The following is an 11,802-nucleotide window of genomic DNA, read 5'->3' on the forward strand; positions in this document are numbered from 1 at the left end:
GGCTGGCGCTCAGCAGGTTGCTGATGCCGTTGGCGCTGATGTGGTCGCGCACATCGAAGCGGAAGCCCCAGTGCGGCGTCACGTAGTACTTGGCCCCTACGCCTACGTAGCCGACAAACGTGTTGCCCTGCACCGAGGTGACCAGCGTGGCACTGTCGGTCTCGTTGTAGGTCTGGCCACCGAAGGTGAACTGGTAGTTGCCGGTGAGATTGATGGCAGGAACGTCTCCGGTGGTGTGCAGCACGCCCACCCCGACCGAGGCGTAGGGGATGAAGCGGCCGCTGGTCCAGAAGTTGACGTTCACGCCCCCGGTGAACTCGAAGGCGGACCCTTGATGGTTGATGAGGGTCGGAGTCGAGGTTACGGACACTCCGGTACAATTAACGCCGCAGACCGTGGGTCCGAAAAGCTGGCCAAAACCGGCAGCCCAGCTATCGCTGGTGGCCTGGGTATTGATCAGGCTGCCGCTGGTGTAGGCGAGGTCGCCCAGGTTGTAGTCGAAGTTCAGCTCGGCGTTGATGCGGCGATTGAAGTCATAGCTGACGCGCCCGCCCACCGTGCCCCCGTCCTGCCGCCGCACCACCGAACTGGTCAGCACTGCATCCCAGGGGGTGATGGTGTTGAACCAATTCGGGTTGGGATTGGTGGTCACGACTTGGTTGTAGAGTAGCGCTCCGTCCCCAAAGTAATAGGAAGGGATCCGGCGCGACGGAAACGGCGTATCCGGCGCACCCGGGTTGGGCAGGTTGCTGGTCCCGGAAGTGGGGTTGATGGCGAACTGGTATCCGCCATGGATCTCGACCTCCCAGCGGCGGTCCGGGTCCGGACCCTCCGAAGAAGCCGCAGCCGGAGCCGGCTTGGGAGTGGCAAAGGCGGCGGCCGCCGGGTTGTAGGCCGCCGGAGCGGTGCTCGAGGACGAGGCGGCCGCCGCAACCGACGGTGCGGCGGGAGGCGCCTCCTGGGCGGCCACCGGCAGGCTCACCAGCGCCACCACGACCACTATCACACAAAGCAATAAGAACAAGGCCCGAAGGCTAGTCTTCATTCTCCCCTCCTGAGGATGCAGCGCCCTATTCTCCACCACGCACTTCCCGATGTCTAGCGACTTTCCATGTTCGGAGGGAAAGAAAAGGCCCGCGCCGAAGCGCGGGCCCGGGTTGGCAGGAGGGTTAGAAACGGAAGAACAGGCCTCCGGTCACGGAAACCTGGTGCAGCGCGCCCGAGCCGGAGAAGCTGTGGAAGTTACTGACCGCCGGTCCCGAGAGGCTGGACTGGCCAAAGACACCGGCGGGCTGGTTGCAGAACTCCACCCGGGGCGGCCCAGCGACTTGGGTAAGGCAGGTTCCCGTTCCCGGGGCCACCAGCACCAGCGAAGGGCTGGCGCTCAGCAGGTTGCTGATGCCGTTGGCGCTGATGTGGTCGCGCACGTCGAAGCGGAAGCCCCAGTGCGGGGTCACGTAGTACTTGGCACCCACGCCCACGTAGCCGACAAACGTGTTGCCCTGCACCGAGGTGACCAGGGTGGCGCTGTCGGTCTCGTTGAAGTTCTGGGCGCCGATGCTGAACTGATAGTTCCCGGTGAGATTAATGGCGGGAACGTCCCCGGTGGTGTGCAGTACGCCCACCCCGACTGACGCGTACGGGATGAAGCGGCCGCTGGTCCAGAGGTTGACGTTCACGCCCCCGGTGAACTCGAAGGCCGCGCCCTGGTGGTTGATGAGCGTCGGGGTCGAGGTCACCACAGTGTTGGTGCAGAGCCCACCGCAGAAGCCGGTCGGGTCGAGCCGCTCGCTGAAGGCGGCCACAAAACTATCGCTGGTGGCCAGGGTGTTGATCAGGGCGCCGCTGGTGAAGGCCAGGTCGCCCATGTTGTAGTCGAAGTTGATCTCGGCGTTGAAACGGCGGTTGAAGTCATAGCTGACGCGGCCGCCGACCGTGCCCCCGTCCTGCCGCCGCACCACGGAACTGGTCAGCACCGGATCCCAGGGGGTAATGGTGTTGAGTAGTTGAAACGGTAGAACAGTGGCAGCCACCGACTGGTTGTAAAGCAGCGCTCCATTCCCGAAGTACCAGGAGGAGATGGCGCGGCTGTCGTTCACGCCCAAGAAAGTGCTGAAGGGCGCGCCCGGGTTGGGCAAGTTGCTGGTGCCCGAAGTGGGATTGATGGCGAACTGGTAGCCCCCATGGATCTCGACCTCCCAGCGGCGGTCCGGGTCCGGACCTTCCGAAGAAGCCGCAGCCGGAGCCGACTTGGGAGTGGCAAAGGCCGCGGCCGCCGGGTTGTAGGCCGCCGGAGGGGTGCTCGAGGACGAGGCGGCCGCCGCAACCGACGGCGCGGCGGGAGGCGCCTCCTGGGCGGCCACCGGCAGGCTCACCAGCGCCACCAGCACCACCATCACGCTTAGCAAGTAGAACAAGGCCCGAAGGCTGATTTTCATCTATCCCTCCTCCTGATGCAGCCGATCATTCTCCCCCCAGTGGGACGAGCCTGTCTAGTGTCCTCCATCACCCCTGGCTGTGACGAGCGAGGACTAGGCGCATCGGGATGACCTGGTCATTGGGGGTCCTGGGGAGGCGGTCTTGCAGGGACGGTCCTGAGGGCCCGGCCGCGCGGGGCGGGCGCGGCCGGGGTTGGCAGGCGCTATTGCACCAAGGCCAGCGCCTTGCAGGTCCTCAGGATCACCTCGCGCTCCGGGGGCGTCAACGAAAGGAACTCCAGCCCGTAGCGCAACCCCTCGCGGCTGCGTACTCGCGCCTTCACCTTGAGGGGCTGCTGGGCATAGGGCAGCGTCACCTCCATCTCGACACTGCTGCCCAGGTTGAGTTCCAGGGCGACATAAGCGGACATGCCACCCTCGCTCACGTCGCTGCCCCGGCCATACACGATGGTGCGCACCCCGCCGCGGGTGGAGGTCACCTTGAGGCGCACGTCGATGGGATAGCGCTCCCACCGCCGGGCCTCGCTCCACTGCTCCACCACGAACGGCGATGTGTCTTTGTGGGTCATTGCCTGTTCTCACAGAAGCTATCGCAATCTGCTGCCACAGTAGGACTCTGGCGCGCCGCGGTCAACTTACGGAAGTAATCCAGGTGACCAAGGTAATGGCGCGATCGAGGAAGGCGCAGGCGGCCTCGGCTGCGGGGGATGGCTCCCGTGTGGCGCAGAAAAGCCGGGGCGGATGTAAGAATTTCTCTTTGACCAAAGCCACCTCTTCTCGTAAGTCGCTTTTTCTCAAGCACTTGAGACTTGGAACCTGATCTGCTCCTTGCGCCGTGGACGGGGTGAGGAATGCTGGCCTACCGGCACCGAGCGGACGCTGTCATGGGCAGCCAGGCGCAGGAGCGCGCCAGCATGCGGCAGCGAGTCAATGTCTGCGGCGAGGTGCTCTGCCCGGAGCCTGCCTGTCCTAAACATCTTGCCCTGGTCCGCGACGTCAGCGCCAGCGGCGTCTTCCTCTACTGCAATCTCGATCCCCCGATAGGGACCGATCTGACCGTCACCTTCACCATGCCCGGCGCCGAGGGCTATGTCGAAGTGTTCTGCCGCGGCAAGGTGGTGCGCCGGGAGCAGTATCCGGCGGGAGCCGCCACCGGCATCGCCGCCAAGCTCTACCGCCAGGAGATCTCCGCTCTGAGCTAGGAGCCCAGAGAAAAAAACAAGGGAACAACGGACCCCTCGGTCCATTGTTCCCCTGGCTGGCTTCCGCCTGGAGCCCTTACTGCAGCGGCGCGTCGTTGGAGGTGGCCGCGGCGGTCGCGTTGAAGCGAATCACGCCCGACTCATCCGAGAAGAAGTGACGCGTGCCGGTCTGACCCGCGGTGATGGGGTCCGCCGTCACCTGGTACACCACGTTCGGAGCGGCGGTCGTCCCCAGCGCGCCCGGGTTCGGAGTGCGGAAGGTGTAGCCACTCTTCTGGTTGGGAGCCTGCGACAGCACAGAGTCCAGCAAGCAAGCGCTGGCGGCCGTAGGCGGGTTGGGGCAGGGGTTCGGGCCACCCAGGTTGACCAGGGGCGCGAAACCGGTGCCGTACGTCGAGGAGTAGGTGACCTCGGACGTGTTGATGGTGCGGATCGAGCCCACCGCCGACGCTTCGTTGGCGGCAATGCGCGAACGCAGCAGGTTCGGGATGGCGATGGCAGCGATGATCAGAATGATCGCCACCACGATCAGCAGCTCGATCAGTGAGAAGCCTTTCTGTTTCTTCATGGTTTTCTTCCTCTCTCCAAGGACTGACGTCAGTTGATTTGGCTTTCGATTGGGAACGCCCAGAACCCGAGGGGCTTTCCAGGACAGCAGAGCAAGCAGCGAGGCTCAGCAGAGGAGAACAGAACTAGGGAGCGGGAACTTGGTGTCCCGATCCATCTGCCCGCGGCGGTAGCAGCGCCCGGCGAACCACCCTGCGGCTGTCGCAATCGCCAGCATCAGCAGCAGCGGAGCACGCAGGCTGCGCAGGGTCACGGTAGGTCCGTGTGTCGCCTGGTAGGACCCGGTCAGGTGCGGCTGGGGAAGCAGCAAAATGAAAAGGAGCCCCCCCAGAACCAGGGAAACCAGTGCGAGTTGCGCGAAGCGAGACATTCCAGTATGTCCTATCTATCGCACTTATCCTGCCAAAAAGAGGGGAGTGCTCCTCAGGACCGTACGGCGTGCTCTGTCAACCACTTACGTGGGGCCTCCCCCATGAACAGGGGGTTTACAACACGCCTGCAATGACGCTAAGGGGATAGTAACCGTGACAGAAAAGGGCAGGGACCGGCGACTAGCGCTCTTCCCCAGGGGCCCGCGCGTTTGCCGGATCCGCCGCGGAGCCCCGAAAGGCAGCCACCGCAGCAGCCTCGTCGGGATAGACTTGGACCACGTCCAGGAGCTTGGTGATCAGCAGCACTTCGCGCACCTTGGGAGAGACGCTGCAAAGCCTCAGGTCCCCCTGGGCGCGGCGGGCCGAGGCCACCAGCCCCATCAGCGTGCCCAAGCCGCCGCTGTCGATGGTCTGCACGGCTCCCAGGTGCAGCACGATGCGCGGGTCCTCGGAGAGCAGGAGCCGTACGGTCTTGGAGAACTCCGTGGTCTCGTTGCCGAAGACGATGCGGCCGCGGCACACCACCACCGCCACTCCCTCCGCCCGCCCGACTTCCAGCTCCAGCGCCATGGTTCCAGCGAGGCAAGAGCCTACCGCCAGCGGCCCGCGATATCAAGTCCGGCACGCTGCAGCCGCCTCGCCCACCGGAGAAGCCCGGATTTCGGTGATGGGCATCACAGGATTTCCACGAACCTGTGGAAAAGCCTGTTCAAAGCGATGAAATCCCCACTTGAACTCCCGACGGGGCGGGCGATTCTCCCGATTGCACACGCGGGGGTGCGGCGAGAGGCGAGGACTCGAAGCGTGGCTCAGGCTCTTCCCGGATGGATTCAACGGTCGGCAGATCGCCGACGCCAGAAAAATTAGAAGGGCTGCGACCTTGGTTATGCTCCAGCCGCCGGCTTCCGCGAGGAAGTCGGCCGCGTGGACACATGCACCGCCGCAGCCCCTGATGTGATCACCGCTTTCGCGGTTCCGGGCCCCAGCCACCTCTCGCAAGGCGGGCCGGTTTTTTCGGGTCCGGGCGCCCGGCGGGTCACCCCGCCCGGCGAATCACTCGGCTTACTTCGGACTGGCCAAGGTTTATTTCGGCCAACCCTTTCTGCCGTCGACGTGCGTGAGAGTACGACTGATGCGCGCGCGAGTCAACGCCCGTTATTGGTGCAAGTGCGTGGAAAACGCGGTGCGATGTGTGGAAAAGCGCGTCCCCAACCGCTCTTCGGAGGCCCCGCGCACTGCTTTCAGTCGCGCGACCACGGGCAGGTGGCGTTGGCCAGCGAAGTCTGCCCGCGCAGGAGCTGGAAGAGGTATGCCCCCAGGCAGAACTTCCCGCCAAGAAGCGCGCTGAAAGCCACGACCAGCATGCCTTCAAATACGTAGGCGGTGATCTGCCAGCCCAGGGAGATGGCGACGCCTGCGGCCAGCATGAAGACTGCCGCCAGGCCCTGGGCGAAGCGGCGCGGACCGGGCGCGGGTGGGAGCGGCGGCAGGCCGTGGCGTTTCCCGATCGCCCGATCGTAGAAGCGCTCGAAGGGATTCCACTGGGGCAGGGCCACGTTCCAGACCAGAACCGCGGCCAGCGCGATGAAGAGCAGGCGCAACTGGAAGATCACGGCTAGCAGCATGAGCGGGCCGACGATGAAGGGCTGAAAGCGCGTGGCGCGGAAGTGCGGCACCAGCCGCACCGGCTCCTCGCCCGCGAAGCCCTGCTGCTGCATGAACTTTTCTTCTGCGGTGCGGGCCATGTTTCCTCTACGTTGAAGTCTACCGCCGGCGCGGAGGCGCCTACAATGGCTCCCGCATCTGACAGAGTGCTGTAAGCTTGCACCTATGCTCGATCACGACCTGCTGCGCGCGATCGCCGTCGGAATGATGAGCGGCGACGAGGTGAAAGTGGGCGACCGTTCCCTGCCCGTGCGCCGCACCAGCCGTCAGCGCCTGCGCACGGTGAGCTTCCCCATGGGCGGCCGTCCGTACGCCGCCATCGAACAGAACCCGGAGAAGCCCAGCCGCTGGGGCCAACTGGCGCGCGCCGGCCACCAAGTGGTCCAGTTCAAGGAGGTCGCGAGCAACCGCTTCGTGGCGGTAGCCGTGGACGGAGAGGTGAAGGAATATGGCCGCCGGTAGCGAGCGCGCAGGGAGGACTCCATGAAAGCCGCCGTCTACACCCGCTACGGTTCCCCGGACGTCGTCGAGATCCGGGACATCGAGAAGCCCGTTCCCAAGGACGACGAGGTGCTGCTCAAGGTGCGCGCGGCCGCCGTGAATCCCGCCGATTGGCGTCTCCTGGGGGGCGTGCCGTCCATCTTCCGCGTCCTCTTCCGTGTCCCCACTCCAAGCATCGCGCAGCCTGGGCGTCTTGGACACGATGTGGCCGGCGTGGTGGAAGCGGTGGGCCGGAGCGTGACCCGGCTCAAGCCCGGCGACGCCGTGTTCGGAGGGTGTCACGGTGCCCTGGCTGAGTATGCGTGCGCTTCCGAATCGAAGCTGGCCATCAAGCCGCCCGGCATGACCTTCGAGCAGGCGGCTTCGGCGCCGGTGGCGGCCCTCACCGCCCTGCAGGGCCTGCGCGACAAGGGACACATCCAGCCCGGACAAAGGGTCCTGATCAATGGTGCGGCCGGAGGCGTGGGCACGTTCGCCGTTCAGATCGCCAAGTCTTTCGGCGCCGAGGTCACCGGCGTATGCAGCGCGCGGAACCTGGAGATGGTGCGCGCGCTGGGCGCGGACTGGGTCATCGACTACACGCGGCAGGACTTCACGCGCGGCGGGGAACGGTATGACCTGCTCCTCGACAACGTGGGGAACCGTTCCTTGTCGGACTGCCGGCGCGTCCTGAGCCCCAAGGGCATCTGCGTTCTCGCCGGAGCGCCCAAGAAGCCCGGGGGATTTCTGCTTCGCGCGCTGCTGGCAATGATGCGGTCACGGTTCGCGAGCCAGAAGTTCGTGATGTTCATAGCGAAGATCAACCAGGAAGACCTGGCCGTCGTGGGCGATCTTGTAGAGACGAGAAAGATGACACCGGTGATCGACCGGCATTACAGCTTGCAGGAGGTCCCGGAGGCTCTCCGGTACCTGGAAGAAGGGCACGCTCGGGGGAAGGTCGTGATCACCTTCCCCGGCGCCGACCCAACTTAGCGATCCACTACCCGGGTTGCAGGTTACCCGGAGCGCCACTAGAGTAGATGCGAGAGTTGGAGCCGTGACATGAAAAGGCGCGTTCCGGTGGAATCTGCCTCTGCCTTCATCGACGAGAAGATCAAGGAACTTGGGGACTGGCGCGGGAAGACGCTCGCGAAAGTGCGCGCCATCATCCACGCGGCAGACCCGGAGATCGTCGAGGAGCGGAAGTGGGCGAAGCCCACGAACCCCGGAACGCCGGTCTGGTCCCACGGCGGCATCGTGTGCACGGGAGAGACCTACAAGAGCGTCGTCAAGTTGACATTTCCCAAGGGGGCTGCGTTGAAGGACCCTTCCCGTCTATTCAACTCCAGCCTCGAGGGGAACGCCAGGCGCGCCATCGATATCCACGAGGGCGACACGGTCGATGAGGCGGCCTTGCAGAAGCTCATCCGCGCTGCCGTGGCGCTCAATCTGAAGGGCAAGGGTAAGTTGAAGTCCTGAGCGCGGCCGCGACGGCGGCCGGGCCGAAGATCTCTTCCACCGGGAACTCAAGAGGAATGGCGGGGACGACGAGACTCGAACTCGCGACCTCTGCCGTGACAGGGCAGCGTTCTAACCAGCTGAACTACGTCCCCGCTTGTGCGCGCAAGCGTCGTGCGGAACCGGCGAAAAATGTGCCGGATGGTGGGCAGTGCAGGATTCGAACCTGCGACCTCTTCCTTGTAAGGGAAGCGCTCTAACCAGCTGAGCTAACCGCCCCGTGCGAGTCCCACCGTGCGACTCGGCCCAACGTCAGTATACGTGACGCCTTGGTCGAGGGCAATTTGGGCGGGCAGGGTAGCTAGTAGCTGGTAGCTGCTAGCTAGTACACTCTCCGCGGTGCCGCGACTCATCGTCAACGCCGACGACTTTGGCCTGACCGCGGGAGTGAACCGCGCCATCCTGGAGGCGCACCGGCGCGGCCTGGTAACCTCGGCTACGCTCATGGCCAATTCCCAGGCCTTCGACGAGGCCGCGCGGCTGGCCAAGTTCGAGCTGCGCCTGTCGGTCGGCTGCCATGTGGTGCTGGTGGATGGCGAGCCGGTACTGCCCGGCACTCAGGTCCCTTCCCTGCTGAGGCCGGGCTCGCCGAGCCAGTTCCGGCAGGGTCTGGCGGGCTTTGCCCTCGCCGCCGCGCGTGGCCGCTTCCGCCAGGACGATATCCAGGCCGAGGTGACGGCGCAGATCCAGAAGCTGCAGGCGGCGGGTCTGCCGGTCACGCACGTGGACACGCACAAGCACGCCCACATGTTCCCCGCGGTGCTGAGGCCGCTGCTGCGCGCCGCCCGCGCCTGCGGGGTGCGGGCGGTGCGCAACCCCTTTGCTCCGGTCAAGCCCCTGGCGCTGGCGCACCTGCTGCGCCGCCCTCCGCTGTGGAGCCGCTACACCGAGGTGAAGCTGCTGCGGAGGTGGGCCGCGGGATTCCAACAAGCGGTGCAAGCCGAGGACATGGCCACTCCCGACGGCACCCTGGGCATCGTGGTCACCGGCAAGCTGGACGAGAAGCTCTTCGCCGCGATCGCCGGCTCCATCCCTGAGGGCACTTGGGAGTTCGTCTGCCATCCCGGTTACAACGACACCGACCTAGGGCGGGCGAAGACGCGGCTGCGCGCCTCGCGGGTGAAGGAGCTGGAGGTGCTGACGTCAGAAGGGGCGCGCGCGGCGATCGCGGCCCGCGGGATCGAGCTCATTTCCTACGCGGCGCTATGACCTTGAATCCCCGGGCTCGCCCGGCCATCCAATAGAATCCGGACAACCATGAAGATCGGCATCACTTGCTATCCCACCTACGGCGGCAGCGGGGTGGTGGCCACGGAGCTGGGACTGGAGCTGGCGCAGCGCGGCCACGAGGTCCATTTCATCTCCTATGCGCAGCCCATCCGGCTGAACCAGCCGCAGCCCAACATCCACTTCCACGAGGTGGACGTCTCCCACTACCCGCTCTTCGACTACCCGCCCTACGACCTGGCGCTGGCCACGCGCATGGCGGAGGTGGCCGAGATCTACGCGCTCGACCTGCTGCACGTGCACTACGCCATCCCGCACTCGGTGAGCGCGCTGCTGGCCAAGCAGATGGCGGCGCGGCGCGGCCGCAAACTGCCCTTCGTCACTACCCTGCACGGCACCGACATCACCCTGATCGGGGCCGATCCCTCCTACCTGCCCATCACGCGCTTCGCCATCGAGGCCAGCGACGGCACCACCGCCATCTCGCAATACCTGCGCGAGCGCACCCTGAAGGAGCTGGATGTCCGTACGCCGGTGGAGGTGATCTACAACTTCGTGAACTGCGACACCTACCAGCGCGATGCCGACGCCCGCCAGCGCCGCGCCGGCTATGCCGACCCCAGCGAGCGCTTGCTCGTCCACCTCTCCAACTTCCGCCCGGTCAAGCGGGTCACCGACGTGGTGGAGGTCTTCGACCGCGTCCAGAAGCAACTCCCGGCGCGGCTGCTGATGATCGGCGACGGCCCCGACCGTTCCGCGGCGGAGTGGCTGGTGCGGCGCAAGGGGCTGCAGGAGCGCGTGAACTTCGCCGGCAAGCAGGACCGCGTGCACGAGAAGCTGCCCATGGCCGACGTGATGCTGCTGCCCAGCCAATTGGAGTCCTTCGGGCTGGCGGCGCTGGAGGCCATGGCCTGCGAGGTGGTGCCGGTGGCCACGCGCGTGGGCGGGGTGCCCGAGGTCATCGAGCACGGCAAGACCGGCTTCCTGGCTGACGTCGGCGACGTGGACACCATGGCGCGCTATGCGGTCGAGATCCTCCGCGACCAGGACCGGCTGCGGGAGATGGGCCAGGTGGCGCGGCGGGAGGCCCGCAAGCGCTTCTGCTCGAACGACGTGATCCCCAGGTACGAGGCGTTCTACCGCGGGGTGCTGGAGCGGGCGGCGTAGAGGGCGGAAGCCACCGAGTCGGGCTCGCCCACGCCTTCTGGGACCTGCAGGATGGGGAGCTCCAATTCGACGCGGGTGCCGGCGCCGGAGCGGCTCTCGACGCGCATCTTGGCGGTGTCGCCGTAGAGCACCTTGAGGCGCTCGGTCACATTGGGCATGCCGATGCCGCTGCTCCCGGGCTCGCTGCTCATGCCCACGCCGTCATCCTCGACATCCAGGAAGAGCTTGCCCTCGGCGATGCGGCTGCGCAGGGTGATGCTGCCGCCGTCGATCTTGGGAGCCAGGCCGTGCTTGACCGCGTTCTCCACGATAGGCTGCAGCAGCATGCTGGGCACCAGCGCTTCCAGCGAGCCCGGGTCCAGCTCCTTGAGGACGCGCAGCTTGTCGCGCCCGAAGCGCGCCACCTCGATGTCGAGGTAGTCGTCGACGAACTCCACCTCTTCGCGCAGCAGTACGAAGGCCTCGTTCTTGCGCAGCAACCGCCGCAGGATGCTGGCCAGCTTCACGATCAGCTCGCGCGCCGCCTCCTGGTCGAAGCGCACCAGCGAGGCGATGGAGTTCAGGGTATTGAAGAGGAAGTGAGGATTGATCTGGCTTTGCAGCGCCTCCATGCGCGCCTGCAACAGCAATCGCTCCTGCTCCTCCAGCTTGCGCTCGATGCGGGTGTTGTTCCAGACCTTCAGAGGAATGGCGATGGAGGCCACGCCGGCGGCCAGGATGGCCAGGTGCATCTCCCAGCCGGGGAAGTACATGGCGAAGATACGCCCAGGGAACTCCCGGGAGAGCAGCATGCGCACGTACTCCAGCCCCAGGATCACGGCGAAGAAGGTGCTCTGCCATTCCAGCGAGGGGCGGGTGAGCATGCGGCGGATCCAGCGGTAGACGCTGAGGTCCACGAAGGGAGTGAAGGTCCAGATGTCCTCGCGGTTCTTGCAGATGTCGCGCAATTCGCCGGACATGAAGCCGGCCAGCAGGTTCATGGGCAAGGTCAGCCACTCGCCCGCCACCAGGGCGGGAATGGCGACGAAGGCGCCGCCCACCACGCCGCAGATGCGGCCTCCCACCACGCCCAGCAGGATGGCGCACTCCAGGCCCATGTCGGCGGCGAGGAAGTTGCGCACCAGCGAGCGCACCATCACCCCCAGGGCGAAGGGAGTGCCCACCGCC

13 protein-coding genes and 2 tRNA genes are annotated in these 11,802 nt (G+C 65.8%); 6 read left to right on the top strand and 9 right to left on the bottom strand.

Annotated features, from left to right (window positions below; genetic code table 11):
- From VEG08_06545 to VEG08_06555, 3 genes are all read right to left on the bottom strand, one after another.
- On the bottom strand, positions 1-1,045 hold a 1,045-nt coding region (locus VEG08_06545), incomplete at its 3' end, for a hypothetical protein (protein HXZ27644.1).
- 124 nt (positions 1,046-1,169) lie between these two features.
- A complete protein-coding gene (locus VEG08_06550; protein HXZ27645.1) occupies positions 1,170-2,438 on the bottom strand; it encodes a hypothetical protein in 1,269 nt (422 codons plus the stop codon).
- 203 nt (positions 2,439-2,641) lie between these two features.
- Positions 2,642-3,007 carry a PilZ domain-containing protein gene (locus tag VEG08_06555; protein HXZ27646.1) on the bottom strand — a complete coding sequence of 122 codons (366 nt, stop codon included), beginning with the start codon at positions 3,005-3,007 and terminating at the stop codon, positions 2,642-2,644.
- A gap of 315 nt (positions 3,008-3,322) precedes the next feature.
- Between VEG08_06555 and VEG08_06560 the strand changes: the two genes are divergently transcribed.
- Positions 3,323-3,640 (top strand): PilZ domain-containing protein, encoded by a 318-nt coding sequence (locus VEG08_06560; protein ID HXZ27647.1) that lies wholly within the window; start codon positions 3,323-3,325, stop codon positions 3,638-3,640.
- A 76-nt stretch (positions 3,641-3,716) separates the two neighbouring features.
- On the opposite strand, the gene VEG08_06565 is transcribed toward VEG08_06560, so the two are convergent.
- From VEG08_06565 to VEG08_06575, 3 genes are all read right to left on the bottom strand, one after another.
- Entirely contained in the window at positions 3,717-4,208 is a 492-nt protein-coding gene (locus VEG08_06565; protein HXZ27648.1) for a prepilin-type N-terminal cleavage/methylation domain-containing protein, read from the bottom strand.
- Positions 4,209-4,758: 550 nt separating this feature from the next.
- A complete protein-coding gene (locus tag VEG08_06570) occupies positions 4,759-5,148 on the bottom strand; it encodes an STAS domain-containing protein (GenBank protein ID HXZ27649.1) in 390 nt (129 codons plus the stop codon).
- 671 nt (positions 5,149-5,819) lie between these two features.
- Positions 5,820-6,323: a DUF4395 family protein gene (locus VEG08_06575; GenBank protein HXZ27650.1), complete on the bottom strand. Its 504-nt coding sequence runs from the start codon at positions 6,321-6,323 to the stop codon at positions 5,820-5,822.
- A gap of 85 nt (positions 6,324-6,408) precedes the next feature.
- On the opposite strand from VEG08_06575, the gene VEG08_06580 reads away from it, so the two are divergent.
- From VEG08_06580 to VEG08_06590, 3 genes are all read left to right on the top strand, one after another.
- Positions 6,409-6,705 carry a hypothetical protein gene (locus tag VEG08_06580; GenBank protein HXZ27651.1) on the top strand — a complete coding sequence of 99 codons (297 nt, stop codon included), beginning with the start codon at positions 6,409-6,411 and terminating at the stop codon, positions 6,703-6,705.
- Between the two features lie 21 nt (positions 6,706-6,726).
- Positions 6,727-7,716 carry an NAD(P)-dependent alcohol dehydrogenase gene (locus tag VEG08_06585; protein HXZ27652.1) on the top strand — a complete coding sequence of 330 codons (990 nt, stop codon included), beginning with the start codon at positions 6,727-6,729 and terminating at the stop codon, positions 7,714-7,716.
- A gap of 69 nt (positions 7,717-7,785) precedes the next feature.
- Positions 7,786-8,202, top strand: coding sequence for a DUF1801 domain-containing protein (locus VEG08_06590; GenBank protein HXZ27653.1), 417 nt, complete (start codon positions 7,786-7,788; stop codon positions 8,200-8,202).
- 57 nt (positions 8,203-8,259) lie between these two features.
- On the opposite strand, the gene VEG08_06595 is transcribed toward VEG08_06590, so the two are convergent.
- Both VEG08_06595 and VEG08_06600 read right to left on the bottom strand, forming a co-directional pair.
- Positions 8,260-8,336, bottom strand: a tRNA-Asp gene (locus VEG08_06595).
- Between the two features lie 47 nt (positions 8,337-8,383).
- Positions 8,384-8,460 (bottom strand) — tRNA-Val (locus tag VEG08_06600).
- A gap of 120 nt (positions 8,461-8,580) precedes the next feature.
- Between VEG08_06600 and VEG08_06605 the strand changes: the two genes are divergently transcribed.
- Together VEG08_06605 and bshA are read left to right on the top strand one after the other, a co-directional pair.
- On the top strand, positions 8,581-9,450 hold the full coding sequence (locus VEG08_06605; GenBank protein HXZ27654.1) for a ChbG/HpnK family deacetylase: 870 nt from the start codon (positions 8,581-8,583) through the stop codon (positions 9,448-9,450).
- 48 nt (positions 9,451-9,498) lie between these two features.
- Positions 9,499-10,635: an N-acetyl-alpha-D-glucosaminyl L-malate synthase BshA gene (bshA, locus tag VEG08_06610; protein ID HXZ27655.1), complete on the top strand. Its 1,137-nt coding sequence runs from the start codon at positions 9,499-9,501 to the stop codon at positions 10,633-10,635.
- On the opposite strand, the gene VEG08_06615 is transcribed toward bshA, so the two are convergent.
- Positions 10,605-11,802, bottom strand: a 1,198-nt coding sequence (locus VEG08_06615) for a histidine kinase (GenBank protein ID HXZ27656.1), incomplete at its 5' end; no start/stop codon positions are given. The two genes, bshA and VEG08_06615, sit on opposite strands and share 31 nt — an antisense overlap.

The organism is Terriglobales bacterium, from assembly GCA_035624475.1.
Taxonomy (GTDB): domain Bacteria; phylum Acidobacteriota; class Terriglobia; order Terriglobales; family Acidobacteriaceae; genus DASPRL01.

Excerpts from the sequence above, each read along its gene's own strand:
- VEG08_06550 (HXZ27645.1), bottom strand. The coding sequence starts at position 2,438 with ATGAAAATCAGCCTTCGGGCCTTGTTCTACTTGCTAAGCGTGATGGTG.
- VEG08_06555 (HXZ27646.1), bottom strand. The coding sequence starts at position 3,007 with ATGACCCACAAAGACACATCGCCGTTCGTGGTGGAGCAGTGGAGCGAG.
- VEG08_06560 (HXZ27647.1), top strand. The coding sequence starts at position 3,323 with ATGGGCAGCCAGGCGCAGGAGCGCGCCAGCATGCGGCAGCGAGTCAAT.
- VEG08_06565 (HXZ27648.1), bottom strand. The coding sequence starts at position 4,208 with ATGAAGAAACAGAAAGGCTTCTCACTGATCGAGCTGCTGATCGTGGTG.
- VEG08_06570 (HXZ27649.1), bottom strand. The coding sequence starts at position 5,148 with ATGGCGCTGGAGCTGGAAGTCGGGCGGGCGGAGGGAGTGGCGGTGGTG.
- VEG08_06575 (HXZ27650.1), bottom strand. The coding sequence starts at position 6,323 with ATGGCCCGCACCGCAGAAGAAAAGTTCATGCAGCAGCAGGGCTTCGCG.
- VEG08_06580 (HXZ27651.1), top strand. The coding sequence starts at position 6,409 with ATGCTCGATCACGACCTGCTGCGCGCGATCGCCGTCGGAATGATGAGC.
- VEG08_06585 (HXZ27652.1), top strand. The coding sequence starts at position 6,727 with ATGAAAGCCGCCGTCTACACCCGCTACGGTTCCCCGGACGTCGTCGAG.
- VEG08_06590 (HXZ27653.1), top strand. The coding sequence starts at position 7,786 with ATGAAAAGGCGCGTTCCGGTGGAATCTGCCTCTGCCTTCATCGACGAG.
- bshA (HXZ27655.1), top strand. The coding sequence starts at position 9,499 with ATGAAGATCGGCATCACTTGCTATCCCACCTACGGCGGCAGCGGGGTG.